23 protein-coding genes are annotated in these 24,781 nt (G+C 64.6%); 16 read left to right on the forward strand and 7 right to left on the reverse strand.

All coding sequences use genetic code 11. The annotated features are described in order from the left end of the window. Window positions 1-64: 64 nt before the first annotated feature. The 3 genes from MTX19_RS05965 (at window position 65) to MTX19_RS05975 (ending at window position 2,764) form a co-directional block, all read left to right on the forward strand. Window positions 65-589 (forward strand): helix-turn-helix domain-containing protein, encoded by a 525-nt coding sequence (locus tag MTX19_RS05965; protein ID WP_280982835.1) that lies wholly within the window; start codon window positions 65-67, stop codon window positions 587-589. A gap of 90 nt (window positions 590-679) precedes the next feature. Beyond that, on the forward strand, window positions 680-2,050 hold the full coding sequence (locus tag MTX19_RS05970; protein WP_280982836.1) for a glutamate--cysteine ligase: 1,371 nt from the start codon (window positions 680-682) through the stop codon (window positions 2,048-2,050). Between the two features lie 159 nt (window positions 2,051-2,209). After that, window positions 2,210-2,764, forward strand: a complete 555-nt coding sequence (locus tag MTX19_RS05975; RefSeq protein ID WP_280982837.1) for a PAN domain-containing protein — start codon at window positions 2,210-2,212, stop codon at window positions 2,762-2,764. A gap of 135 nt (window positions 2,765-2,899) precedes the next feature. Here MTX19_RS05975 and MTX19_RS05980 read toward each other — a convergent pair whose 3' ends face one another. The 4 genes from MTX19_RS05980 to MTX19_RS05995 form a co-directional block, all read right to left on the reverse strand. Next, window positions 2,900-3,466, reverse strand: coding sequence for a nucleotidyltransferase family protein (locus MTX19_RS05980; RefSeq protein ID WP_280984704.1), 567 nt, complete (start codon window positions 3,464-3,466; stop codon window positions 2,900-2,902). A 242-nt stretch (window positions 3,467-3,708) separates the two neighbouring features. Continuing rightward, the gene (lepB, locus tag MTX19_RS05985) at window positions 3,709-4,479 is read right to left on the reverse strand and encodes a signal peptidase I (protein ID WP_280982838.1); all 771 of its coding nucleotides are present in this window, start codon (window positions 4,477-4,479) and stop codon (window positions 3,709-3,711) included. Next, window positions 4,479-5,903, reverse strand: a complete 1,425-nt coding sequence (gene tldD, locus MTX19_RS05990) for a metalloprotease TldD (RefSeq protein ID WP_280982839.1) — start codon at window positions 5,901-5,903, stop codon at window positions 4,479-4,481. Before tldD ends, lepB begins: the two co-directional genes overlap by 1 nt. A gap of 230 nt (window positions 5,904-6,133) precedes the next feature. Continuing rightward, window positions 6,134-6,670 (reverse strand): invasion associated locus B family protein, encoded by a 537-nt coding sequence (locus tag MTX19_RS05995; protein WP_280973996.1) that lies wholly within the window; start codon window positions 6,668-6,670, stop codon window positions 6,134-6,136. A gap of 488 nt (window positions 6,671-7,158) precedes the next feature. Between MTX19_RS05995 and coxB the strand changes: the two genes are divergently transcribed. From coxB to MTX19_RS06035, 8 genes are all read left to right on the forward strand, one after another. Further along, window positions 7,159-7,998 (forward strand): cytochrome c oxidase subunit II, encoded by an 840-nt coding sequence (gene coxB, locus MTX19_RS06000; protein WP_280982840.1) that lies wholly within the window; start codon window positions 7,159-7,161, stop codon window positions 7,996-7,998. 69 nt (window positions 7,999-8,067) lie between these two features. After that, window positions 8,068-9,684 (forward strand): cytochrome c oxidase subunit I, encoded by a 1,617-nt coding sequence (ctaD, locus tag MTX19_RS06005; protein ID WP_280973994.1) that lies wholly within the window; start codon window positions 8,068-8,070, stop codon window positions 9,682-9,684. A 62-nt stretch (window positions 9,685-9,746) separates the two neighbouring features. Beyond that, window positions 9,747-10,685, forward strand: a complete 939-nt coding sequence (locus MTX19_RS06010; protein WP_280985884.1) for a heme o synthase — start codon at window positions 9,747-9,749, stop codon at window positions 10,683-10,685. A 37-nt stretch (window positions 10,686-10,722) separates the two neighbouring features. After that, window positions 10,723-10,887 (forward strand): CoxF protein, encoded by a 165-nt coding sequence (locus MTX19_RS06015; protein WP_066512975.1) that lies wholly within the window; start codon window positions 10,723-10,725, stop codon window positions 10,885-10,887. A gap of 5 nt (window positions 10,888-10,892) precedes the next feature. Further along, window positions 10,893-11,546, forward strand: coding sequence for a cytochrome c oxidase assembly protein (locus MTX19_RS06020; protein ID WP_280982842.1), 654 nt, complete (start codon window positions 10,893-10,895; stop codon window positions 11,544-11,546). 58 nt (window positions 11,547-11,604) lie between these two features. After that, complete coding sequence (locus MTX19_RS06025) at window positions 11,605-12,501, forward strand: cytochrome c oxidase subunit 3 (RefSeq protein ID WP_280973992.1); 897 nt, start codon at window positions 11,605-11,607, stop codon at window positions 12,499-12,501. A 193-nt stretch (window positions 12,502-12,694) separates the two neighbouring features. Beyond that, window positions 12,695-13,081 (forward strand): DUF983 domain-containing protein, encoded by a 387-nt coding sequence (locus MTX19_RS06030; protein WP_280973991.1) that lies wholly within the window; start codon window positions 12,695-12,697, stop codon window positions 13,079-13,081. Next, window positions 13,078-13,839, forward strand: coding sequence for an SURF1 family cytochrome oxidase biogenesis protein (locus tag MTX19_RS06035; RefSeq protein WP_280982843.1), 762 nt, complete (start codon window positions 13,078-13,080; stop codon window positions 13,837-13,839). Before MTX19_RS06030 ends, MTX19_RS06035 begins: the two co-directional genes overlap by 4 nt. Window positions 13,840-13,912: 73 nt before the next feature. Here the strand turns inward: MTX19_RS06035 and MTX19_RS06040 are convergent, their stop codons facing one another. Beyond that, entirely contained in the window at window positions 13,913-15,505 is a 1,593-nt protein-coding gene (locus MTX19_RS06040; protein ID WP_280982844.1) for a DHA2 family efflux MFS transporter permease subunit, read from the reverse strand. After that, the gene (locus MTX19_RS06045; protein ID WP_280982845.1) at window positions 15,502-16,482 is read right to left on the reverse strand and encodes a biotin/lipoyl-binding protein; all 981 of its coding nucleotides are present in this window, start codon (window positions 16,480-16,482) and stop codon (window positions 15,502-15,504) included. The genes MTX19_RS06040 and MTX19_RS06045 overlap by 4 nt, the downstream gene beginning before the upstream one ends. Before the next feature lie 207 nt (window positions 16,483-16,689). Between MTX19_RS06045 and MTX19_RS06050 the strand changes: the two genes are divergently transcribed. Then, window positions 16,690-17,406, forward strand: a complete 717-nt coding sequence (locus tag MTX19_RS06050; protein ID WP_280982846.1) for a TetR/AcrR family transcriptional regulator — start codon at window positions 16,690-16,692, stop codon at window positions 17,404-17,406. 217 nt (window positions 17,407-17,623) lie between these two features. Here MTX19_RS06050 and MTX19_RS06055 read toward each other — a convergent pair whose 3' ends face one another. Next, window positions 17,624-18,340, reverse strand: coding sequence for a RibD family protein (locus tag MTX19_RS06055; RefSeq protein ID WP_280982847.1), 717 nt, complete (start codon window positions 18,338-18,340; stop codon window positions 17,624-17,626). Between the two features lie 341 nt (window positions 18,341-18,681). Between MTX19_RS06055 and MTX19_RS06060 the strand changes: the two genes are divergently transcribed. The 4 genes from MTX19_RS06060 (at window position 18,682) to MTX19_RS06075 (ending at window position 24,699) form a co-directional block, all read left to right on the forward strand. Then, complete coding sequence (locus MTX19_RS06060) at window positions 18,682-20,262, forward strand: glycosyl hydrolase family 17 protein (protein WP_280986163.1); 1,581 nt, start codon at window positions 18,682-18,684, stop codon at window positions 20,260-20,262. Window positions 20,263-21,235: 973 nt separating this feature from the next. Beyond that, entirely contained in the window at window positions 21,236-22,654 is a 1,419-nt protein-coding gene (gene thrC, locus MTX19_RS06065) for a threonine synthase (protein ID WP_280982848.1), read from the forward strand. Next, window positions 22,651-23,940, forward strand: a complete 1,290-nt coding sequence (locus MTX19_RS06070) for a pitrilysin family protein (protein ID WP_280973983.1) — start codon at window positions 22,651-22,653, stop codon at window positions 23,938-23,940. The genes thrC and MTX19_RS06070 overlap by 4 nt, the downstream gene beginning before the upstream one ends. Window positions 23,941-24,111: 171 nt before the next feature. Continuing rightward, window positions 24,112-24,699 carry a GNAT family protein gene (locus MTX19_RS06075; RefSeq protein ID WP_280985885.1) on the forward strand — a complete coding sequence of 196 codons (588 nt, stop codon included), beginning with the start codon at window positions 24,112-24,114 and terminating at the stop codon, window positions 24,697-24,699. Window positions 24,700-24,781: the final 82 nt, after the last annotated feature.

The following is a 24,781-nucleotide window of genomic DNA, read 5'->3' on the forward strand; positions in this document are numbered from 1 at the left end:
AGTCAAGATTGATGCAGATGCATTTAGTGCGGTAGACTTTGTTCCGGGAGTTATGGGCTAGACCATGAAACGCAAGCTATCGAGCGAGGCGACTGCCGCCTGGATCCGCCTGATGCGGGTGCCGAGTCGGGTGCTCGACTGCGTCGAGCATGATCTGAAGAAGGCCGGTTTTCCGCCGCTGGCCTGGTACGACGCCCTGCTCGAGCTGTCGCGCGCGCCGTCCGGCGAGCTGCGCCCGGTCGAGCTCGAGCGGCAGATGCTGATCCCGCAATACTCCACCTCGCGTCTGATCGACCGCCTGGTCGACGAGGGGCTTGCCGCCCGGCGCGAATGCAAGATCGACAAGCGCGGCCAGTTCGTCGAGATCACCGAGGCGGGACGCGAGCTGCAGAAGCGGATGTGGAGCGCGTATTCCGCCGCGATCGACAAGCATGTCGGCTCCAAATTGTCCGACACTGAGGCAGCCAAACTGTGCGGCCTGCTCGACCGGCTGGGCTGCTCCTGCAGCGACGCCAAGGGCGAAACTAAGGGCGAAACCAAGAGCGAGACCAGGACGGCCCCCGCGCGAGACGGCGTGGTCGTCCGATGATATCCTTGATCCCACCAACCGCGGCCCTTCGGGCCTGCGGACCCTGCCACCGCGCGCATTCGATCGAAGCGCCCTTGAGTTGGATTTCGTATGGCGCGTGACCAGATCGATATGACGCCGCTGCAGTCGCGCGACGAACTCGTGGCGTGGCTTGAAGCTGGCGTGAAGCCAGAGTCCGAATTCCGGATCGGCACCGAGCACGAGAAGACACCGTTCACGCTCGAAGGCCACCACCCCGTGCCTTACGAGGGCGCCAAGGGCATCGGTGCGCTGCTCGAGGGCATGAAGCTCCTGCTCGGCTGGGAGCCGATCATGGAGCGCGGCAATATCATCGGCCTCTATGACGTCACCGGCGGCGGCGCGATCTCGCTCGAGCCCGGCGGCCAGTTCGAACTGTCGGGTGCGCCGGTCGAGACCGTGCACCAGACGCAAGGCGAACTGATGGCGCATCTGGCGCAGGTGCGCGAGATCGCAACCCCGCTCGGCATCGGCTTCCTGGGTCTCGGCATGACGCCGTCCTGGTCGCGGGCGCAGATCCCGGTGATGCCGAAGGGCCGCTACAAGATCATGACCAACTACATGCCGAAGGTCGGCAAATACGGCCTCGACATGATGTACCGGACCTGCACGGTGCAGACCAATCTCGACTTCTCCTCCGAAGCCGACATGGTGAAGAAGCTGCGCGTATCGCTGGCGCTGCAGCCGGTCGCGACCGCCTTGTTCGCCAACTCGCCGTTCACCGAAGGCAAGCCCAACGGCTTTTTGTCGTTCCGCTCGGAGATCTGGCGCGACACCGACAATGCGCGCAGTGGCATGTTGCCGTTTGCATTCGAGGACGGCATGGGCTTCGAGCGCTATGTCGACTACGCGCTCGACGTACCCATGTATTTCGTCAAGCGCGGCGACGAATATATCGACGTGTCCGGCACCTCGTTCCGCGATTTCTTCGCCGGCAAGAACCCGGCCTTCCCCGGCCAGCGGCCGACGCTGTCGGACTGGGCCAATCACCTCTCGACGATCTTCCCCGAGGTGCGGCTGAAGCGTTATCTCGAAATGCGCGGCGCCGACGGCGTGCCGTGGGGCCGGCTGCCGGCGCTGCCGGCCTTCTGGGTCGGGCTGCTCTACGATAACGACAGTCTCGAAGCCGCCTGGGACATCGTCCGCCACTGGACCGCGCCGGAGCGGCAGGCGTTGCGCGACGACGTGCCGCGGTTCGGCTTCAAGGCGCGGATCAAGGACCGTTACCTGTTCGAGATCGCCAAGGAGTGCCTCATCCTGTCGCATGCCGGATTGCGGCGGCGTGGCCGTATAGATCATCTCGGGCGCGACGAAAGCCGCTATCTCGAACCGCTGGAGCGGATTCTCGAGGCCGGCCGTTCGCCCGCGGAAGAGATGCTGGAGAAGTTCAACGGTCCCTGGAATGGCTCGGTGGAACCCGCGTATCAGGAATACGCCTTCTAGGAGTCTCTCCAGACTAGGCCGGCCTCAATCAATTTCCGACGGTGCCGGACGTCGCGTCCTGGCTCGCGGTTCCGCGCCGTTCATCCGCCATACAGGTTCATGGCGCTCAAATGACTGCCCGCGAAAGTCGCGGGGCTGCGCAAATTTGAAAGCAATCTCATGGGGATAGGCCGCCTCTTTCGGGCGTGTGTGGTGACGTTCGCCGTTTTGGCGGCAATTGCCGGGACGCGCCCTGCGCTGGCGCAGACCAATTTCGACCGCCCCGGCGGTGACTATCTGAACTCGCCGGTGACGTCGGGCGATCCCGCCGATTGTGCGCTCGCCTGCGAGCGCGACCGGCGCTGCCGCGCCTGGAGCTTCAACTATCCGACCGACGTCAACAATGGCGCGGTGTGCTGGCTCAAGAGTACGGTGCCGCCCCGCGTGCAGGACACCTGCTGCGTCTCGGGCGTCCGCGGCGCGGGCGTGGTCGAACCGCGCAACGGCGCGATCGAGACCTCGATCGACCGGTCCGGCGGCGACTACAAGACCTTTGAATTGAAGAGCAGCGACGGCACAGAAGCCTGCCAGGCTGCCTGCACCGCCGACAACAAATGCCGAGCCTGGACTTATGCCCGGCCCGGCTATGCCGGTCGCAACGCGCACTGCTCCCTCAAGAAGGAGATCAAGCCGCCACGGCGGAGGGCGGGGTTCATCTCGGGCGTGGTGCGCTGAATCCGTAGCCCGGATGGAGCCAACCGGTCGCGGGAATGCGCGCCCGATGACAGGCTCCGCACAATCCGGGAGCTCCCATCCCGCTTGAAACGGCCCCGGATCATGCTTCGCTCGGTCCGGGCTACGACCGTGCATTCACTCCGCTTGCAGCACCGTGATCTCCGGCCACAGCGCCTTCCAGCGCGCGGCCTTCTTCGCATAGTTCGCCGCCGAGAAGTTCGCAGTGTGGTGCGGCCGTACGATCATGCCGGCAACATCGTCGAATCCGTTCGGGGCATAGACGTCGTAGCCGGTGATGGTGCGGCGGATGCCGACACGCGTGGTCTCGGTGAGGAAGCGGTCGATACCATCGGTCGAGCACGACAATGGCTGGTAGGGCACGCCGTTCTTTTCGGGGTACCAGAGATGGACGCGCGCCTGGTTGCGCGCCTCGATCACCACGCCGAGCTCGCCGAGACGCGCCTGCAAGTTGCGGATCACGGCATCCTCGGCTCCCCATGAGGTGTCAGGGTCGAAACAGAAGATGTCGTAGTCGCTGATGCCGTAGCCGACCGGCCGGTTGGTCTGCACATTCCACGCGCTCTGCACCAGGCAGCCGGAGACGATCCACGCGTCGGGCAAAGCGAGGCGAAACAACTCGTCGGCGATCATGCGATTGGCCGGATTGCCGAGCGCGGCGGCGAGGAATTGGTCTTGGGTCATAATCATAATAGAGAATCGTAGGTGCCGTAGGGTGGGGTCACCGCAGCGTAACCCACCATCTTTCGTGCCGCGCACGGTGGGTTACGCATTCGGCTAATCCACCCTGCGATCTCTACGATCCCCGCGCATCGTAATCCTTGAGCGCCTTCTTCGATGCCTCGACCTCCGGCCACGCCAGCGCGATATATCTGACGTCGTCGAAGGTCATGGCATTGCCCATCCGGGCTACGACGTCAATTCGATCAATGCACCGAGGTGAAGAAGCGTGCGAGGCGGAAGCCGGAGAGCCAGGTCCAGACCGGCTGGCTGCGCATGCCCATGTCCCACGAGCCGACCACCGCGTCGGCACGGCCGATCAGATTGTCGATCGGCAGCAGGCCGACGCCGCCGTCGCGCACCGGCACGCGGCTGTCAGCGGAATTATCCCTGTTGTCGCCGAGCACGAACAGCTTGCCCGGCGGCACGGTCACCTCGGGCGTGTTGTCAAGCGGACCGTTGTCGCGCATCTTGAAGATCGCGTGGCTGACGCCGTTCGGCAGCGTCTCGACATAGCGATACGCGTCCTCGCCGCCGCCGCGGTCATCCTCGGCGAAGCCAGTGCCGTCCGCCTTCAACGCCGCCGGATGATCATTGATGAAGAGCTGGCCCTGCCGCATCTGGATGCGGTCGCCGGGCAGTCCCACCACGCGCTTGACCCAGGCCTGCGAACGGTCGCCTGGCCAACGGAACACCACGACATCGCCGCGCTTCGGCGTCTCGCCGAACAGGCGGCCGGTTTCCGGCAGCGTGATCTGGATCGGCAGCGAAGCCGCACCGTAGCCGTAAGGGTATTTCGAGGCGACCAGCGCGTCGCCGATCAGGAGCGTCGGCTCCATCGATCCCGACGGCACGTAGAACGGCTCGGCGATCGCGCCCTTGGCGAGGAACACGACGGCGACGATCGCGGCCAGCTGGGCGGCTTGTGAGCGCCAGGTCGACGGCTTGGCCGTCACGGTTTCGTTTCCGCTGCTCACTAGCCTGTACCTCCGACCGTAATCCGTTCCATTCGTAGCGTCGGCTGGCCGACGCCGACCGGCACGCCCTGACCGTTCTTGCCGCAGGTGCCGATTCCAGTGTCGAGCGCAAGATCATTGCCGATCATGGTGATCCTGTGGAGATCAGTCGGCCCGTTGCCGATCAGCATCGCGCCTTTCAGCGGCGCGCCGAGCTTCCCGTTCTCGATTTTGTAGGCCTCGGTGCACTGGAACACATATTTGCCCGAGGTGATGTCGACCTGGCCGCCGCCGAAATTGGCGGCATACATGCCGTTCTTCACCGAAGCGATGATCTCGGCCGGATCGCGATCGCCGGCCAGCATGTAGGTGTTGGTCATGCGCGGCATCGGCACATGGGCGTAGCTCTGCCGCCTTCCGTTGCCGGTCGGCTTCATACCCATCAGCCGGGCGTTCTGGCGGTCCTGCATATAGCCGACCAAAATGCCGTCCTCGATCAGCACGGTGCGGTTAGTCGGCGTGCCCTCGTCGTCGATGGAGAGCGAGCCACGCCTGGATGCCATGGTGCCGTCATCGACCACGGTCACGCCTTTGGCGGCGACCTGCTGGCCCATCAATCCTGCAAAGGCGGAGGTCTGCTTGCGGTTGAAATCGCCTTCGAGCCCGTGGCCGACTGCCTCATGCAGCATCACGCCGGGCCAGCCGGCGCCCAGCACGACATCCATCTCGCCAGCGGGCGCGGGCACCGATTCGAGATTGACCAGCGCCTCGCGCAGCGCGCCGTCGGCGGCGTCGCGCCAGGCCTTGGTCTCGATAAAGCGGGCATAGCCCTCGCGGCCGCCATAGCCCTTGCTGCCGGTCTCCTGCCGGTCGCCCTGGCCGGCGACCACGGAAATGTTGACGCGCACCAGCGGGCGGATGTCGCGGTAGCTCTCGCCGTCCGGCCGCAGGATTTCGACGACCTGCCAGGTCGCGGTAAGGCTGGCGGAGACCTGCCGCACCCGCGGATCCTTGTCGCGGATATAGGCGTCGATCTCGCCGAGCAGCTTGACCTTGGCCTCGAAGCCCGGCGCGTCCAGCGGGTTCTCGTCGCCATAGAGCTTGACGTTGGTGTGCGCCGGCGCCGCGGCGAAGGTCCCGGCGTAGCCGCCGCGGACGGCCGCGACCGCATCAGCGGCGCGGATCAGCGCGGGAATCGAGACATCGGAGGAATGCGCATAGCCGACCGCGTCGTCCTTGACCGCGCGCAGGCCGAAACCCTGCGAGGTGTCGTAGGTCGCCTGCTTCAGCCGGCCATTGTCGAACACCAGCGCTTCGGTCTGCCCGAACTCCAGGAACAACTCTCCGTCGTCGGCGCCCGCAAGTCCGCGCGCCACCTCGCGGCGGACGGTATCGCGGTCAAGATTGGCACGGTCGAGCAGGGAGGTCGTGGCGGGATTGGTCATGGTCACTCCAGCGAACTGCGAATTCTCGCCATCCCTGCCTTGGGCGCAACTAAATACCAGCGCAAGGGGAACCTGCAGCCAACATTTTCGCGATCTAAGCAGAGATGAGCACGAAACTCATCTTACATCCCGGAAACCTGCGGCTGCCGGTCCCGGGTCGGCCCGGGCGCTTGTGATGAAAGATAGTGCTTATGGCTGCAAACCGGGAGAGCCTGCGACAGTGCGGTCGATCACGGCAACTTGTCATATCCTTCCGCCAGCCCGTTCAGGCTGAGCGGAAAGCCGATGCCCTCTTCCGGGGTCTCGAAGATGATGAAGGTGGCGGTCTTGGCGGCCTTGAGCTGGCCGAGCAGCTTGTCGTCCAGCACGACCTCAGCCACGCAGCCATTGGGCAGGCAGCGAACGAAGCCGGCGCGGCCGACATCCTGGTTGTCGAGCTTCAGCCCGAGGCCGGAGGGCAGCAGCACGCCGAGCGGCGCGACCACCCGCATCAGGCGGCTCTTCTGGTCGGCGGTCTTCAGCACGATCACGGTCAGGCCGGCATTGGAGCGGTCCTCCGCCACCACGCTCTGGATCAGCGCGCATTGCTCGGCCTGCGCGCCCGGCGGGGTGTCGCAACGGATCTGCCAATCGCCATGGACCGAGCGGACCGCCCCTTGCGCGTTCGCCGCCTGGGTCAGGCCGAGAAACAGGGCTGCCGCCAGCAGACCTCCCAGCCAGCCTGCTTGCGCCTTTCGCCTTGTTGCCTGAATGTTCGAAGCGCCCATCCGGGTCGATCCTTTAGAATGTTCGGTCGGGCCCGGCCGTCCGTTCGGCCGCCGGTCGCACGCACCCGTCGACTGTATCGCAATGACGGCGCCTTGAAGGCGATCTTGAAGCCATTTCCGCGCCGGATCGGGGCATCCACGAGCGAATCAGGTTCCTGTGGAGCGCCCGCCTGTGGGTACATCCGGCAATCCCCCTGTCAAGCAGCGTCGGTGATCGACCCGGCGACTTTCGCTTGATTTTGCGGGAAAATTCGCGGTCGGCAGATTAGTCGCAGGCGCATGGCGTTCGGCCTTACTACTGCATTGCGAGCGCCTGCGAATTATGGTTTGAGAGGCTGGATTTCGACGCGTTCTAGCGATCTGGCTCCCGTACCCTTCTTGACTTGAACGCGGGTACGTCCGGTAGGCCGTTTGTCAGGGCGGATCGTGCCGCATTTCCGGCAAAGCGCCGGGGTGCGTTGGGGAAATATCTAGGGAGCGCGAGCGGCATGAAGATGTCGATTGGCCGGATTGGCCGACAATTGCTGGGATTTGCGGTGGCGGGCATGGCGTCGATCGCCGCAGGATCGGCCTTCGCCGAGATGGGACAGCCGGCACCTTGGGAGCACACGCTGCAGGAAGGCGCGACTCCAGTGATGGAAAACATCATCTGGTTTCACAATTTCCTGCTGGTGCTGATCACCCTGATCACGCTGTTCGTGCTGGCGCTGCTCGTGATCGTCGTGGTGAAGTTCAACGCTCGCACCAACCCAGTGCCCTCCCGGACCACCCACAACACCCTGATCGAGGTGGCCTGGACGCTGATCCCGGTGCTGATCCTGGTCGGCATCGCGGTGCCGTCGTTCCGCCTGCTGTTCCTCGAGCTCGACGTGCCGAAGCCGGATCTCACGGTCAAGGTCACCGGCAAGCAGTGGTACTGGTCCTACGCCTACCCGGACAACGGCAAGTTCGAATTCGATTCGCTGCTCGACAAGGACAAGCAGCCCCGCCTGCTCGGCGTCGACAACGAGATGGTCGTCCCGGTCAACAAGGTAGTGCGGATCCAGACCACCGGCGCGGACGTGATCCACTCCTTCGCGGTGCCGGCTTTCGGCATCAAGATCGACTCGATCCCCGGCCGTCTCAACGAGACCTGGTTCAAGGCCACCAAGACCGGCATGTTCTACGGCCAGTGCTCGGAACTGTGCGGCAAGGACCATGCTTTCATGCCGATCGCGGTGCGGGTCGTCAGCGACCAGGAATTCGCGGCCTGGGTTGACGGCGCGAAGAAGAAGTTTGCGGCCAACCCGGCGAATACCTACGCGTCGGCTGGTCAGGCGGCGCAGTAGGCGCGATTGGAAGAATAAGGGCGACGGGACCGCAGGGTCCGAGAGGGACTGCAAGGCAGGATTTGGAACATGGCTACAGGCGCAGCGACACACGACGATCACGCCCATGATGATCACGCCCATCATCCGACCGGATGGCGGCGCTACCTCTACTCCACCAACCACAAAGACATCGGTACGATGTACCTGATCTTTGCGGTGATCGCGGGCATCATCGGCGCCGCGATGTCGATCGCGATTCGCGCCGAGCTGATGTATCCGGGCGTCCAGATCTTCCACGAGACCCATGTCTACAACGTGTTCGTGACCTCGCACGGTCTGATCATGATCTTCTTCATGGTCATGCCGGCGATGATCGGCGGGTTCGGCAACTGGATGGTGCCGCTGATGATCGGCGCGCCGGATATGGCCTTCCCGCGCATGAACAACATCTCGTTCTGGCTGCTGCCGGCGTCCTTCGCGCTGCTCATCATCTCCACCTTCGTCGAGGGTGAGCCGGGCGCCAATGGTGTCGGTACGGGCTGGACCATGTACGCACCGCTATCGACCTCGGGTCATCCGGGGCCGGCGGTCGACTTCGCGATCCTGTCGCTCCATCTGGCCGGTGCGTCGTCGATCCTCGGTGCGATCAACTTCATCACCACGATCTTCAACATGCGGGCGCCGGGCATGACCCTGCACAAGATGCCGCTGTTCGTCTGGTCGATCCTGGTGACGGTGTTCCTGCTGCTGTTGTCGCTGCCGGTGCTCGCCGGTGCGATCACCATGCTGCTGACCGATCGCAATTTCGGCACCACCTTCTTTGCGGCTGACGGCGGCGGCGATCCCGTGCTGTTCCAGCACCTGTTCTGGTTCTTCGGTCATCCCGAAGTGTACATCCTGATCCTGCCCGGCTTCGGCATGATCAGCCAGATCGTCTCGACCTTCTCGCGCAAGCCCGTGTTCGGCTATCTCGGCATGGCCTACGCCATGGTCGCGATCGGCGGCATCGGCTTCGTGGTCTGGGCGCACCACATGTACACCGTCGGCATGTCGTCGGCGACGCAGGCCTACTTCGTCGCCGCCACGATGGTGATCGCGGTGCCGACCGGCGTGAAGATCTTCTCCTGGATCGCCACGATGTGGGGCGGCTCGATCGAGTTCAAGGCGCCGATGCTGTGGGCGATCGGCTTCATCTTCCTGTTCACCGTCGGCGGCGTCACCGGCGTCGTGCTGGCCAACGCCGGCGTCGACCGCGTGCTGCAGGACACCTATTACGTGGTGGCGCACTTCCACTACGTGCTGTCGCTCGGCGCCGTGTTCGCGATCTTCGCGGGCTGGTACTACTGGTTCCCGAAGATGACCGGCTACATGTACTCGGAGACCATCGCCAAGCTGCACTTCTGGGTCACTTTCATCGGTGTGAACCTGGTATTCTTCCCGCAGCACTTCCTCGGTCTGTCGGGCATGCCCCGCCGCTACGTCGACTATCCGGATGCCTTCGCCGGCTGGAACCTGGTCTCCTCCTGGGGTTCCTACATCTCCGGTGTCGGCGTGCTGATCTTCATCTACGGCGTGATCGATGCCTTCGTCCGCAAGGAGCAGGCCGCGAACAATCCGTGGGGTGCGGGTGCGACCACGCTGGAGTGGACGCTGACCTCGCCGCCGCCGTTCCACCAGTTCGAAGTGCTGCCGCGCGTGCAGTGACCTGAGACGACGCGGCGCACCCTAAAGTGCGCCGCGCTTTTTGAGAGAAGTGAGACCTGATCTTGTCGGTTGTCGATCACAGCGCCATTGAGTTGCCTCGGATTTCCGAGGCCGAAGTGGGCGACTACATCGCGCTCTTAAAGCCGCGCGTGATGTCGCTGGTGGTCTTCACCGCGCTGGTCGGGCTGATGATCGCGCCGGTTCACGTCCACCCGGTGCTGGCGTTCACGTCGATCCTCTGCATCGCGGTCGGCGCCGGCGCCTCCGGCGCGCTCAACATGGCCTATGAGGGCGACGTCGACGCCCTGATGACGCGGACCGCCAACCGGCCGATCCCGCGCGGCCGCATCACCCCGCCGGAGGCGGCGGCGTTCGGCATCACGCTCGCCTTCTTCTCGGTGATGACGCTCGGCATCCTGGTCAACTGGGTGGCGGGCGCGCTGCTCGCCTTCACGATCTTCTTCTATGCCGTGATCTACACGATGTGGCTGAAGCGCTGGACCGCGCAGAACATCGTGATCGGAGGGGCTGCCGGCGCGCTGCCGCCGGTGGTGGCGTGGGCCGCGGCGACCGGCTCGCTGTCGGTGGAGCCGATCCTCCTGTTCCTGATCATCTTCTTCTGGACGCCGCCGCATTTCTGGGCGCTGGCGCTGTTCCGCAGCGACGACTACGCGCGTGCCGGCATCCCGATGCTGCCCGTCGTCGCCGGTCCCGATGCGACGCGGCTGCAGATCCTGCTCTACACCATCGTGCTGGTCGCGATCGCGCTGGCGCCGTGGCCGCTCGGCTATTTCGACTGGATCTACGGCATCACGTCGCTGGTGTTCGGCGCCGGCATGCTGTGGCTCGCGATCCAAGTCTATCGCCGCCGCGAGGGCGTTGCGGCCAATCGCGCCACGCGACGGCTGTTCGCTTTCTCCATCCTTTATCTGTTCGCGCTGTTCGCCGTCCTCCTGGCAGAGGTTGTCGTCCGCGCGATCGCGCCTATCGTCTTTGGGTAGGGGCGCCAAGGGCAAGATGGGGGCGCATGGGTTACAAATGGACGAGAAGCAGGAACCAGAAGGAATCGTCCTCACCGAGGCGCAGCTCAAGAGCCGCCGCCAGCGCTCGATCGCCACGGCGCTCGCGCTCGGCGTGCTCGTTCTGCTGTTCTTCGCTGTCACCCTCGTCAAGGGGCCAGCCGTGCTGGTGCGGCCGCTGTGAGTGAGATGGCGAACCAGCCGACCAACCAGGATCCGCAGGGCCGGGATCTGCGGGACGATGGCGCCAAGGTCACGCGGCGCGTGCTGACGCGCGACGCGATGGTCGCTTCGATCTGCGGCGTCGTCGTGGTGCTGATGGTCGGCGCGTCCTACGCCGCGGTGCCGTTCTACAACTGGTTCTGCCGCACCACGGGCTTCAACGGCACCACCCAGGTCGCGACCTCGGCCCCGACGGCCGCGCCGCTCGACCGCACCATCACGGTCAGCTTCGATTCCAACGTCGCGCCGGGCCTGCCCTGGAAGTTCGAGCCGGAGCAGAACAACATCGACGTCAAGATCGGCCAGGTCGTCACCGTCTACTACACCGTGACCAACCAGTCGGCGCGGACCACCACCGGACAGGCTGCCTACAACGTCGCGCCGCTGACGGTCGGCGCCTACTTCCAGAAGATCAACTGCTTCTGCTTCACCGAGCAGACCATGGCGCCGGGCGAAAAGCGCGAGATGGCCGTGGTGTTCTACGTCGATCCGGCGCTGGCAAAAGACAGCGAGAACGACACGCTGAAATCGATCACCCTGTCCTACACCTTCTTCCCCGTGCGCGATCCGGCGCCGAAGCCCGTCGCGGCGGGCGAGGCGGAGCAGCGGAAGGGCGGCTAGCGATTTTTGGAATTTGAGACGAATACGTGCCTGACGGCACGCGAATGGAGAGACTGCAATGGCTGAGGCGCAAGTCAAGCATCACGACTATCATCTCGTCGACCCGAGCCCGTGGCCGGTAGTCGGCTCGATCTCGGCCTTCATCATGGCGTTTGGCGCGATCGGCTGGATGCATCACATGTACTCGGCGGCTCCGATCGTGTTCGGCGTCGGCACCGTCGGCGTGCTCTACACGATGGCGAGCTGGTGGGGCGACGTGATCAAGGAAGCCCAGTACAAGGGCGACCACACCCGCGTGGTGCAGATCAGCCACCGCTACGGCATGATCCTGTTCATCGCCTCCGAGGTGATGTTCTTCGTCGCCTGGTTCTGGGCGTTCTTCAACTCCGCGCTGTTCCCGGCCGATGCGGTGCATGCCACCCGCGACGCGGTGTTCGGCTGCGGTCCCGGCACCGCGATGGGCGCCTGCAATGTGCCCGGCACCTGGCCGCCGAAGGGCATCGAGACCTTCGACCCCTGGCATCTGCCGCTGCTCAACACGCTCTTGCTGCTGACCTCGGGCACGACGGTCACCTGGGCGCACCATGCGCTGCTCGAGAACGACCGCCAGGGCCTCAAGCAGGGCCTGATCCTGACCGTGATCCTTGGCGCCTGCTTCACCTGCGTGCAGGCCTATGAGTACGCACACGCGACGTTCTCCTTCGCTGGCAACGTCTATGGCGCGACCTTCTTTATGGCGACCGGGTTCCACGGTTTCCACGTGCTGGTCGGCACCATCTTCCTGCTGGTCTGCCTGTTCCGCGCCTACGCCGGTCACTTCACGCCGAAGCAGCACCTCGGCTTCGAGTTCGCCGCCTGGTACTGGCACTTCGTCGACGTGGTGTGGCTGTTCCTGTTCATCTGCATCTACGTCTGGGGCCACGGTGCCGAGACCATGGCCCACGGCGCGCACTAACCGCACGTCCTATGTGCTAAAGAGGGGGCGGCCGGACTGGCCGCCCTTTTGCTTTCAAGAGCATGGTCTGGAAAATCAAGGACCGGTTTTCCCTCGCGACAAACGCGGAACGTTTGCGCGGAGATCATGCTCCAACAAGGAGATGAGATCATGATGCGGTTCCCTGCAATCGTATCATGATCGAAGAGAACCGATGACGGATACACCACCCACCGTGACCGAGAGCGCCTTGCGCGGCATCGCCTGCAAATGTCCGCGCTGCGGCAAGGGCAAGCTCTACTCAGGTTTCCTCACGCTCGCGCCGCGCTGCGAGAACTGCGGCCTCGACTACGCCTTCATCGATTCCGGCGACGGCCCGGCGATCTTCATCATCATGCTGGCGGGTGCGATCGTGGTCGCGGCCGCGCTGATCGTCGAGGTGAAGTACCAGCCGCCGTTCTGGGTGCATGCGGCGCTGTGGCTGCCGCTGATCGTCGTCACCACGATCTTGCCGCTGCGGTCGATGAAGTCGCTGCTGATCGCGCTGCAATTCCATCACAAGGCCGCCGAAGGCCAGTTGATCCGCCGCGACCCGTCATGAGCAGTACAGCTATTCGCCGGCCCAGCGCCGCCGGCTTCGGCATCTTCACGCTGATCCTGATCGTGGTCTTTGTCGGTCTCGGCATCTGGCAATTGCAGCGCCGGGTCGAGAAGCATGCCCTGATCGCGCAGCTCGACGCCCGGCTTGCGGCGGCGCCGGAGGCGCTGCCGCAGCCGTCGGTGTGGCCCACACTGACCTCGGCGAAGGACGAATTCCGTCGCGTCACCTTCACCGCAACCTATACGACACTGCCGGACGCGATGGTCTACGGCTCCGGCTCCGGGGTGCGCGCCGATATCAGCGGGCCCGGCACCTGGGCGTTCCTGCCGGCGAAGCTGCCGAGCGGCGAGACCGTCGTGGTCAATGGCGGCTTCGTGCAGAACACGATGCAGGATCGTTCTTTCGAGGATCGCATCGTCGGCCGTCTCGTCACCGGCCAGCCGGTCACGCTCACCGGTTACATCCGCTTTCCCGAGCGTCCCGGCCGGCTGACGCCGGCGGAAAACGTGCCGAAGCGGCTGTGGTTCGCGCGCGATCATCGCGGGATGGCGCAGGCGCTGGGCTGGGGCGAGGTGGCGCCGTTCTACATCGACCTGGAAGCGCCGGTACCCGACAGCGGCACGCCGAAGCCGGGTCCGCTGCAGGTGCATCTCAGGGATGACCACATGCAGTACGCCATCACCTGGTTCTCGCTGGCCGCGGCCGTCCTGATCGCGTTCGGCGCGTGGTGGCGCGGCCAGCGCCGCAGGGGCGCCTGACGGCAGGTCGCACGAAGCGAGCGCGTCGCCTGGAGCGGAAACGCGCCTGCTATCCGCCTATCGCGGGCCATGCTCAGTGTCCGACATGGACGGCGCCGCCGAGCTTGACCTTGCGCAGCGTCAGCGCGAGCGGCACGGCCGAGAGCGAGATCAGCATCAGCACCCAGAACGCGTCCATGTAGGACAGGAACGACGCCTGGGTCTGCACCTGCTGGCCGATCCATTGGATCGCCTGGTCGTGCGCCTGCGCCAGCGAGCTGCCCTGACCGGCGAAGAAGCTGGTGATCTGATGCAGCGTTTCCTGATATTGCGGGCTCGACGGCGTCACCTGCTCGACCAGCCGGCTCTGATGGAATTGCTCGCGATGCGTCAGCACGTTGGAGACGATGGAGACGCCGATCGAGCCGCCGGTGTTGCGCGCCGCGTTGATCAGGGCTGAGGCCTGGTCGGTCTTGGCAGGCGGGATGCCGTCATAGGAGGCCGCCATGATCGGCACGAAGATCAAGGGCAGGCCGACGCCAAGCAGCATGCGCGAGCGCGCCATGAACCAGAAGCCGAGATCGCCATACACGTTGGTCATGCCGTACATGGAGATTGCAATGACCAGTGCCCCGATGACGATCAGATATTTCGGCTGCACCTTGGCCGCGAGGCGGCCGACGGCGAACATCATCAGCATGGTGACGACGCCGCCGGGCGACAGCATGAGGCCGGCCCAGGTCGCGGTGTAGCCGAAATCCTGCTGCACCAGTTGCGGCAGGAACTGGGTGGTCGCGAGCAGGATGGCGCCGGTCGCCAGCATCACCAGGAAGCAGGCGCCGAACTGGCGGCTTGCCACCATCCGCAGATCGATCATCGGATTGCGGCGGGTCATCTCCCACGGGATCATCAGCACGAACGCCGTGCCGCAGATCACGGCGAAGGTGACGATGAAGGGGGAGGCGAACCAGTCGTCCTCCAGGCCGCGGTCGAGCACCACCTCGAGGGCGCCGAGGAAGGTCGCGACCAGCGCGAAGCCGATGAAATCGAACGTGTTGTCCTGCCGCTCCTTTGCCTGCTTGGCAGGCTCGTGCAGCACCGCCGCGATCAGGGCGATCGCAAAGGCGCCGACCGGGGCGTTGATCAGGAAGCACCAGTGCCAGGAGAGATTGTCGGACAGCCAGCCGCCGAGTGTTGGCCCGACCACCGGCGCAACCACCACGGCGATGCCGAACACCGCAAAGGCCTGGCCGCGTTTCGCCGGTGGAAACGCATCGGCCAGGATCGACTGCGCAACCGGCACCATGCCGCCGCCGCCGAGACCTTGCAGAATGCGGAACAGCAACAGCGCGTTCAGGCTCGGCGCGAACCCGCACAGGATCGAGCTCACGGTGAAGATGCCCAGGCAAATCAGGAAGAACGTCTTGCGTCCCAGCATCCGCGCGAGAAAGCTGGAGGCGGTCAGGATGATGGCGTTGGAGACCAGATAGGTCGTGACCACCCAGGAGGCTTCGTCCTCGCTCACGCCCATGCCGCCTGCGATATAGGGCAGCGCCACGTTGGCGATGGTGGTGTCGAGCACCTCCATGAAGCTCGCGAGCGCAACCACGATGGCGATCAGCCACGGATTGGCGGCGGCGGTGCTCGGAGCAGGGATACTTCTTGCGTCGATCGCAGCCGCACTCATAGCAGCCTCCCCAGGCGCTCGAGCAGCGACGGCGAGGAATCGATGCGCACGGTCGGGACCACGGACATGCCCGGGCCGAGGGCCAAGTCGGTCGGCGGGTTGTCCATCACGATCTTGACCGGCACGCGCTGCACGATCTTGACGTAGTTGCCGGTGGCGTTCTGCGCCGGCAGCAGCGAGAACGCGGTGCCGGATCCGGGGCTCTTGCGCTGCGCCTTGAGCGACTCGACCTGGCGCTGCGCCAGGTTAAGCGTCGCCTTCGCGCTGAGCAGCGCGGACTGCTGCTGATGCAGTTGCGAGGTGTACTGCTCGGAGTTCTGAACCGTGCCGTAGCCGGTCTGCTCCAGATGCTGGTAGCGCGTCGCCTGCTGCTGGGCGAACACCAGCGCCGCCTCGCTCTGGTCCACCTGCGCCTGGTTGGCGGCGATCTGGGCCTGCTGCACATCGAGCTGCGCGTCGATGTTCTCGATGCTGGCGCGCGCCGCCGCGACCTGGGCCTCGGCCTGCGCGAGCGCGACGCGGTAGTCGCGGTCGTCGAGGCGGGCGATCACCTGTCCGGCGGCGACGTGCTCGTTGTCGGTGACCGGAACTGCGGTGATGTATCCGGACAGTTTCGGGGCGATCGCGGACTGCCGCGCCGCGATGAAGGCGTCGTCGGTTGATTCGAAATGCCTGGAATAGTCCATGTAGAGATAGCCGCCGCCGATCGCCGCGGCGAGCAACACGGCGCCGATCGCGGAGACCACGGGGCGGCGGCGCAGGACACTGTCCCGGCGCGCCTTGTCGCTGGCCTGCGGCTGGGCCGTCCCGGGCTGAGGCGCCTTGCCGGCCGGGCCTTCATTCGGGGCGGGAGCGCGCGCCGCGGGCTCCGGCTGGTGGGATTTGACGCCGGGCTCACGCGAGGTCGCAGCGGAAGGCGGGCTTTCAGCGCCCTCGAGCCCTGGTGCGCCTCGTTCCAAAACACTGTCTTCGAACATGATCGCTGCTCCTGCGGCCGGCGAGGTCCGCAAGGCGGGCCTCGCATAAAGGAACGGAGCCGTTCCGTTCTGTGCTACAAATAGCCCGGTCTCGCAGGTGCGTCAATAGGAACGGAACTGTACCGTTCTATTTACAAGCGGATGTGATAAGGCTAGATTGACCTGCAACGCTGCCCCGTCGGCGGCATCGAACCCGGTGCGATCGCGATGAACACCCGCACTCTGAAGAAGACACCGTCATCGAGGCCCAAGCGCGCCGAGGTGCGCCTGGGCCGGCCGCCGAAGGAGCTGATCGGAGAGGTTGACGAGCGCATCCTCGATGCCGCCCGCATGGTCTTTCTGCAGCGCGGGTTCGAGGGCGCGAGCATCGACGAGATCGCCGAGGTCGCCCGCTCCGGCAAGCGCACGATCTATGCGCGCTTTGCGGACAAGCGGGCGCTGTTCACCGAAGTGGTGACGCGGGACATCCTTGTGCGCATCGCCGAGTACAAGGTCGAGGCGCCGACCGGCGCCACCGTCGAGGAGCGCCTCACGAGCGCTGCGTCCACCATGCTGCACTGGGGGCTCGACACCGACAGGATCGGACTGATGCGGCTCGCCATCGCGGAGGCGCGCCGCTTCCCCGATCTGGCTGCCACAGTCAACCGAAGGGCGCGCGAGCTCAGCACCGAGCTGGGGGTTCACCTCCTGCGCGACCTGACGAAGTCGGACGAGTTCGGGACGCTGCCGGCCTTCGCGCCGGAGCACCTCGCGACCACGGCGCGGCTGTTCCTCGATCTCGTCGCGGTGCCGATGCTGCTCAGGGCGCTGTATGAGGTCGACCTCAAGGTGCTTGACCCGGAGATCGACGCGCATGTGGCGCGCGCTGTTGCGTTCTTTCTCGCGGCCTGCCGCAACGGCTGGGTTGAGAGTGGGAAGCAGTAGAGCGGGACGAAGTTGGATTGAATCGGTCTCGCAGCAGACTCGCTGCAGCTCTCCCGCTTGCGGGGCCGAGACGAGCGAAGCTCGCTCTTAGGTCGGATCGCATCGGTAGATGCGATCCGGGTGGGAGCTCTCTCCCCACAAAGAGCGATGATCGCGGAGAGACCCCCACCCCAGCCCTCGCCCGCAAGCGGGAGAGTGGGTGGAGTTCCTTGACGGATCAACCCGGCGCGCGCTCGACGGCGTGACGCAGCCAGACCATTCCGCCCTCGAGCGTTTCGCAGTGGGTCAGCCGCAGCGCCTGCCCGGCGCCAGGGCGATCGCCTTCCGGCCCGTGATAGTCGACGATGCTCTGCGTTCCGGCCACGCCGTCGACGGCCGGATGGATCAGCGTGCTGAATTCGTCGATCAGCCCATGCTTGAGGAAGGCGCCATTGATCCCGCCGCCGCCTTCCAGCAGCAGCGTCTTGGCGCCGAACAGAGCCGCAAGCTGCTCCATCGCGTCCGGTAGATCGTCGCCCTTCGCGCCGGCAAAGATGTAGGACGCGCCGTCCTCGCGCAGTTCGGCGAGATGGGCATCGGACACTTGTTCGCCCAACACCGCAACGGCGTGATCGCCGCCGACATTGTCTTTCCCGAAATGCACGCGGCCCGAAGGATCGATGCCGACCGCAAGCTTGCGGCCGTTGCGGTTGGCGATGTGCGCCTCGCGCGGCAGCTTCGGCGGGTTGGCGATGTGCCGCCCGGATCCCTTGGCCATCTCGTTCATGGTGACGCGGCCGATGATCCATCCGTCGGCATTGAAGCCGTCGTGGATCCGCTCGTAATGTCCGCGCAGAATGTCGGCCGAGATGCCCGCAGCCGGCTTGGTGAAGCGGCTGGGATGAAGTTTGCCGTCGATGGACGTGCCCATGTGGCAGATGATGTGGGGTCGCATGAGTGTACTCTTCAGTGGAACGTTGCAATGACGAGCCGCTGTCGCGGATTGGGGGCACGGTCTCATCTAGAGGGCCGCTGGTCTATTCTCAACTTCAGTAACGGGGCGGTGCTTCAACCTCGCGGCGCAGTGCTTTACGTACTCAAAATTCGTCACGCCGCCTTCCTCTCGAAAGCGGGCGCCAGATCGCGGCGAGCGAGAAAAACACACCTGCGGTGTGATCGCGTGATATATCGTTGGCAAACAGGTACTTCTTCAACCTGCCTGCCTCGCGCATTGGGGACGCTCAGCACATCATTCCTGCAAGAAGGACGGAACTGGTGTCTCTCCGCACCCCGCTGATGCTTCTCCTGATATCCCTGGGCGCCGTCGCCGCGGTGTGGTGGTGGCTGGGCATCCCGGCCAACCTGGCGTACGCACCGATCGATCCAAATCGTAAAGTACAATGCATCTCATACGCTCCCTTCCGTAACAATCAGACGTCACTTTCGTCGGCGACGCAGGTGTCGCGGGAGCAGATCGCGGAAGATCTCGCCCAGCTTGCGAAGATAACCGACTGCATCCGTACCTATGCGACCGATCTTGGTCTCGATCAAATTCCCGAGCTTGCGGCGAAGGCGGGGCTGAAAGTCATTCAGGGCATTTTTCTTGATAGGGACCGGCAGAAGAATTCAACTCAGATATCAACGGGGATACGTCTCGCCAGGAAATATCCGGAAACCATCATCGCGCTCGTGGTCGGCAACGAGGTCTTGTTGCGTAAAGAAATGACAGCTTCCGACCTCGCCGCCACGATCCGCTCGATCAAGGCGCAGGTCACTGTGCCCGTCACCTATGCCGACGTCTGGGAGTTCTGGCTGAGCAATCGCGAACTTTACGACGCCGTCGATTTCGTCACGATTCACATCCTGCCATATTGGGAAAATGTTCCAGTCCGGGCGGAATTTGCTGCCGCTCACGCTGACACGATTCGCCGGCAGATAGCGTCGGTTTTTCCGGGCAAGGAAATCGTGATCGGAGAAATCGGCTGGCCGAGCGAGGGGCGAATGCGCGAGTCAGCTCTACCGTCGCGCATCAATCAGGCGCGGGTGGTCTCGGAGGTCCTCGACCTTGCTCGGCGCGAGCATTTCCGCGTCAATCTGTTCGAGGCCTATGATGAATCGTGGAAGCGAGAGATCGAGGGTACGATCGGCGGATCTTGGGGCTTGTTCGATTCCGAGCAGCGCAGGCTGAAATATCCGCCCGGCGTGCCCATCAGCAACTTTCCGCTCTGGAAGCTGCAAATGTGCAGCGGAATGGCGCTTGCGATCCTGGTATTCGCTGCGGCGTGGCCGACTTTACGGCGCAAGCCCAGGGAGTCCGGGTTCGTCTTGTGGTTTGCGGTCGGAATATCGGCGACCACAGCCGGAATCCTGTTTGGGGTGGCCGCTCAAAAAATGTTCTATGAGAGTTACGGAGCGGGCGGCTGGCTTCTATGGGGCTCACTTCTGGCGGCGGCGACTGCTTCGCCGGTGTTTGGCGCCAACGCCCTTATGTCGGGTCGCGCATCCCCCAGTTTTTTGGAATTGTTGGGTCCGAAGGGCTACCAGACTGAATCGGTGCTGGCGACCATGCACGGATTGGTCTTGATCGTAACCTGCGTGATCGGTACAGCGACCGCAGTCGGCCTTGTGTTTGACCCGCGCTTCATTGATTTTCCTTTTGCGGCTCTCACCATGGCGGCGGTGCCTTTTGCGGCTACGACGCTGCTCAATCCTCCCAAGAAAGGAATCCGCCCTATGGCGGAATCGCTATTCGCGGGCTTTTTTTTTGTAGCGGCAATCTATATAGGGTTCAACGAAGGGCCGGCCAACTGGCAGTCGCTGTGGACTTGCGCGGCCTTCATGCTGCTTGCGGTTACGCTGTGGCGGGCGCGTGCCTGAGAATGGCAAAGCGGTCCGATTCCTTCGAGGGACATCAATAAACATTCCGGCAGTCACCGGCTCCTGGAGCATCACGAAGGGACCAGGCCAATGCGCGCCCCATGCCACTGAGTTGCCCGACGGCGCAAGTGTCCGTCGCAAAAATATTTCTGTTTTCCAGAAGTGCAGATCAGTGTATAGATTGCCCCATCTCACCCGCTTGAGGGGCGCTTCGCGATCGTCACGAGTGTTGGGTCGAGATGCGGTGGACGCCGATGTCACGGCTGACGAGCGTGGCAGATAGCGGACGGTGAAGTCGTGCAGGCCTGACGCCCTAGTGGCAGGTGTCTCATCAGTAAGAGCAAGCTCTCTCCCTGATGACGGTGACAACAAAGCCCAGTCTCGCCGGGGAGAGCACGTATAAGCCGTAACCCATCGCGCAGGGAAAGCCGGGATTGCTCCGGTTTCACCTGTGGTCCTACCTCCCGTGCTTTCCATTTGCACGGGACCCATGGGTGCGATCGGCACCCGGCTTTCCCTGCGCCCTCTGATCGAAGAGCGGCGAGAATTGCAGCAAACCTCGGACGCCGCGCCGCGAGAGTGCGAACGTATGACTCACAAGCGGTGCGACAAACTCGATGTCGTCCTGGCGAAAGCCAGGACCCATTATCTCAAATGCTCATTGTTGAGCGGCGCTGGGGCCATGTTCCCGTTCACAATCAAATGCGGTGGTTATGGGTCTGGCTTTCGCCGGGACCACAGCGGTGGATGTGGTGCAACGTCGGCTCTGGCCTTCGCCGGAACGTCGAGGCGGAGAGAGCCATCCCCGCATGCCGCGGCCGCAGGGCCGTTTGAGCGGCGCCCGGAGGCATCGTTCGGGCTACCCTTTGTCAGTCCGATCTTCTATGGTGCCCGCTCGGTTCGCAGGCGGCGAACATGATAATTCCATGATATCAAAGGCTTATGGCTCGGATAGAAGCCTTTGGAGGGCAGTTTGACGCGGTATATTTCAACCAGGGGCGAAGCCCCGAGTTTGGGCTTCTGCGATGTGATGCTGACCGGGCTCGCCCGGGACGGCGGGCTTTACGTGCCCGAGACCTGGCCGCAGCTCACACCCGAGACCATCGCTTCCTTCTTCGGCCGGCCCTATTGGGAGGTCGCGGTCGAAATCATCCGTCCGTTTGCCGCCGGCGAGATTTCGGATGCCGATCTCGGCCGCATGGCGAACGAGGCTTACGCCACCTTCCGCCACCCCGCGGTGGTGCCGCTCGACCAGATCGGGCCGAACCAATTCCTGCTCGAGCTGTTCCACGGACCGACGCTGGCGTTCAAGGACGTCGCGATGCAGCTGATCTCGCGGCTGATGGATCACGTGCTCGCCAAGCGCGCGGAGCGCACCACCATCGTGGTCGCGACCTCGGGCGATACCGGCGGCGCCGCCGTCGAGGCGTTTGCCGGTCTCGACAATGTCGACCTCGTCGTGCTGTTCCCGAACGGGCGCATCTCCGACGTGCAGCGGCGCATGATGACGACGACGGGCGCCGCCAACGTGCACGCGCTCGCGATCGAGGGCACCTTCGACGATTGCCAGGCGATCGTGAAGGCGATGTTCAACAATCACCGCTTCCGCGACGCGGTGGCGCTGTCGGGCGTCAATTCGATCAACTGGGCGCGCATCGTGGCGCAGGTGGTCTACTACTTCACCTCGGCGGTCGCGCTCGGCTCGCCGCAGCGCACGGTCGACTTCACCGTGCCGACCGGCAATTTCGGCGACATCTTCGCCGGCTATGTGGCGAAGCGGATGGGACTGCCGATCCGCTGGCTGCGCATCGCCGCCAACGTCAACGACATCCTGCCGCGCACGCTGAAGACCGGCAATTATGAGGTGCGCGAGGTTCACGCCACGACGTCGCCGTCGATGGACATCCAGGTGTCCTCGAATTTCGAGCGGCTGCTGTTCGAGGCGAGCGGCCGCGACGCCGACAGCGTTCGGCGCCTGATGGCCTCGCTCAAGCAGTCCGGCCGTTTCGTGCTGCCGGATGCGACGCTTGCCGCCGTGCGCCGCGATTTCGACGCGGGCCGCGCCGACGAAACCGAGACGGCGGCGGCGATCCGCGCCGCCTGGCGCGAGGCGGGCGATCTGGTCGATCCCCACACCGCGGTCGCGCTTGCGGTCGCCGACCGCGACACCTCGGACTCGAATATCCCGAACATCGTGCTGTCGACCGCGCATGCGGCGAAATTCCCCGACGCGGTCGAGGCCGCCTGTGGGGTGCGCCCGCATCTGCCGGCCTGGCTCGGCGGCCTGATGACCAAACCCGAACAGATGACTGTCATGAAGAACGATGCCGCCGAGGTCGAGCGCTTCGTGCTGTCGGTCAGCCGTGCCGCCAAGCAGGGAGCTATCGGATGAGCGTTGAAGTCACCAAACTTCCGAGCGGCCTGACCATCGTCACCGACACCATGCCGCATCTGGAAACCGCCTCGCTCGGCGTGTGGGCCGGCGTCGGCGGCCGCGACGAGAAGCCGAACGAGCACGGCATCTCGCATCTGCTCGAGCACATGGCGTTCAAGGGCACCGCACGGCGCTCCTCGCGCGAGATCGTCGAGGAGATCGAGGCGGTCGGCGGCGACCTCAATGCCGGGACCTCGACCGAGACCACCGCCTATTATGCGAGGGTGATGAAGGCCGACGTGCCGCTGGCGCTCGACGTGCTCGCCGACATTCTCGCCAACCCGTCCTTCGTGCCTGATGAGCTCGAGCGCGAGAAGAGCGTGATCGTGCAGGAGATCGGTGCGGCGCAGGATACGCCCGACGATGTCGTGTTCGAGCACCTCAACGAGCTCTGCTATCCGGACCAGCCGATGGGCCGCTCGCTGCTCGGAACCGCCAAGACGCTGAAGAGCTTCAACCGCGACATGCTGCGCGGCTATCTCTCCACGCATTACCGCGCGCCCGACATGGTGGTGGCCGCCGCCGGCGCCGTCGACCACAAGCGCATCGTCGAGGACGTCGCGCAGAAGTTCGCCGGCTTCGACGCCACGCCGGCACCGAAGCCGCAGGCGGCGATGTTCGGCAAGGGCGGATCGCGCGTGGTGCATCGCGAGCTCGAGCAGGCGCATCTGACGCTGGCGCTCGAGGGCGTGCCGCAGACCGACCTGTCGCTGTTCTCGCTGCAGGTGTTCACCAACGTGTTGGGCGGCGGGATGTCGTCGCGGCTGTTCCAGGAGGTACGCGAGAAGCGCGGGCTGTGCTACTCGATCTATACGTTCCACGCGCCCTACACCGACACCGGCTTCTTCGGCCTCTACACCGGGACCGATCCCGCCGACGCGCCTGAAATGATGGAGGTCGTCGTCGACGTCATCAACGACGCCGTGGAGACGTTGACCGAGGCCGAGGTGGCGCGCGCCAAGGCGCAGATGAAGGCCGGCCTGCTGATGGCGCTGGAAAGCTGCTCGGCCCGGGCCGAACAATTGGCCCGCCATGTGCTGGCCTATGGCCGGCCGCAGACCGTGGAGGAGCTGGTGACGCGGATCGATGCCGTCAGCGTCGAATCGACCCGCAACGCGGCCCGCGCGCTGCTGTCGCGCAGCCGCCCTGCGGTTGTTGCATTGGGCAGCGGCAGGGGTCTGGACACGGCGGTATCTTTCGCGGAAGGATTGACGAAGTCGAAGGCAAAGACGCTGCTACATTAGGGATTCGGTCCACCTTGTCCCGCTCTTGCGGGGAGAGGTCGAAGCCGAAGGCTTCGGGTGAGGAGGGTCTATCCGCAAATTGCGTCTGCGGAGAGGGCCCCTCACCCCAACCCTCTCCCCGCAAGAGCGGGGCGGGGGAGAAGAGGTGGTCCGGCGGGGGAGTATTGGGCTATGGCCCTGTTTCGTTTGCCATCCAGCGGGCCGGCCGCGCTGATGCCGCGCGGCCACGGGCTGCTGCTGCGGGCGCCGCAGATGTCGGATTTCCCGCAATGGGCGCAATTGCGGGAATTCAGCCGGGCCTATCTGACGCCCTGGGAGCCGATCTGGCCCTCCGACGATCTGACCCGTTCGGGCTTCCGCCGCCGGCTGCGCCGCTACGCCGAGGACATCGCCACCGACCGCTCCTACCCGTTCATCATCTTCCGCGAATCGGACGGGGTGATGATCGGCGGCATCACGCTTGCCAATGTCCGACGCGGCATCGTCCAGGCCGGGACCATCGGCTATTGGGTCGGCCAGCCCTATGCGCACCGCGGCTACATGACCACCGCGCTGCGGGTGCTGCTGCCGTCGCTGTTCGGCGAGCTCAACCTGCACCGCATCGAGGCGGCCTGCATCCCCTCCAACGCGCCGTCGATCCGGGTGCTGGAGAAGTGCGGCTTCACCCGCGAGGGCCTGGCGCGGCGCTATTTGTGCATCAACGGGATCTGGCAGGACCACCTGCTGTTCGGCCTGCTGCACGAGGATTTCCGCGGTTGATATCAGCCTTTTGGCTGATGCCGCGGCCGTCCCGGCGCCTCTCAAGATGCCTTGGGTTCGCCGCCATTGCCTTGCTATAACG

The organism is Bradyrhizobium sp. ISRA464, assembly GCF_029910095.1.
In the GTDB taxonomy this organism is placed as follows: domain Bacteria; phylum Pseudomonadota; class Alphaproteobacteria; order Rhizobiales; family Xanthobacteraceae; genus Bradyrhizobium.

Coding starts and splice junctions, on each gene's coding strand:
- MTX19_RS06060 (WP_280986163.1), top strand. CDS start 18,682: ATGCTTCTCCTGATATCCCTGGGCGCCGTCGCCGCGGTGTGGTGGTGG.
- MTX19_RS06075 (WP_280985885.1), top strand. CDS start 24,112: ATGGCCCTGTTTCGTTTGCCATCCAGCGGGCCGGCCGCGCTGATGCCG.
- MTX19_RS05970 (WP_280982836.1), top strand. CDS start 680: ATGGCGCGTGACCAGATCGATATGACGCCGCTGCAGTCGCGCGACGAA.
- coxB (WP_280982840.1), top strand. CDS start 7,159: ATGAAGATGTCGATTGGCCGGATTGGCCGACAATTGCTGGGATTTGCG.
- tldD (WP_280982839.1), bottom strand. CDS start 5,903: ATGACCAATCCCGCCACGACCTCCCTGCTCGACCGTGCCAATCTTGAC.
- MTX19_RS06030 (WP_280973991.1), top strand. CDS start 12,695: ATGACGGATACACCACCCACCGTGACCGAGAGCGCCTTGCGCGGCATC.
- MTX19_RS06040 (WP_280982844.1), bottom strand. CDS start 15,505: ATGAGTGCGGCTGCGATCGACGCAAGAAGTATCCCTGCTCCGAGCACC.
- MTX19_RS05980 (WP_280984704.1), bottom strand. CDS start 3,466: ATGACCCAAGACCAATTCCTCGCCGCCGCGCTCGGCAATCCGGCCAAT.
- MTX19_RS06025 (WP_280973992.1), top strand. CDS start 11,605: ATGGCTGAGGCGCAAGTCAAGCATCACGACTATCATCTCGTCGACCCG.
- MTX19_RS06055 (WP_280982847.1), bottom strand. CDS start 18,340: ATGCGACCCCACATCATCTGCCACATGGGCACGTCCATCGACGGCAAA.
- MTX19_RS06045 (WP_280982845.1), bottom strand. CDS start 16,482: ATGTTCGAAGACAGTGTTTTGGAACGAGGCGCACCAGGGCTCGAGGGC.
- MTX19_RS06070 (WP_280973983.1), top strand. CDS start 22,651: ATGAGCGTTGAAGTCACCAAACTTCCGAGCGGCCTGACCATCGTCACC.
- MTX19_RS06020 (WP_280982842.1), top strand. CDS start 10,893: ATGGCGAACCAGCCGACCAACCAGGATCCGCAGGGCCGGGATCTGCGG.
- MTX19_RS06035 (WP_280982843.1), top strand. CDS start 13,078: ATGAGCAGTACAGCTATTCGCCGGCCCAGCGCCGCCGGCTTCGGCATC.
- MTX19_RS06015 (WP_066512975.1), top strand. CDS start 10,723: ATGGACGAGAAGCAGGAACCAGAAGGAATCGTCCTCACCGAGGCGCAG.
- MTX19_RS05995 (WP_280973996.1), bottom strand. CDS start 6,670: ATGGGCGCTTCGAACATTCAGGCAACAAGGCGAAAGGCGCAAGCAGGC.
- MTX19_RS05975 (WP_280982837.1), top strand. CDS start 2,210: ATGGGGATAGGCCGCCTCTTTCGGGCGTGTGTGGTGACGTTCGCCGTT.
- MTX19_RS06050 (WP_280982846.1), top strand. CDS start 16,690: ATGAACACCCGCACTCTGAAGAAGACACCGTCATCGAGGCCCAAGCGC.
- ctaD (WP_280973994.1), top strand. CDS start 8,068: ATGGCTACAGGCGCAGCGACACACGACGATCACGCCCATGATGATCAC.
- MTX19_RS05965 (WP_280982835.1), top strand. CDS start 65: ATGAAACGCAAGCTATCGAGCGAGGCGACTGCCGCCTGGATCCGCCTG.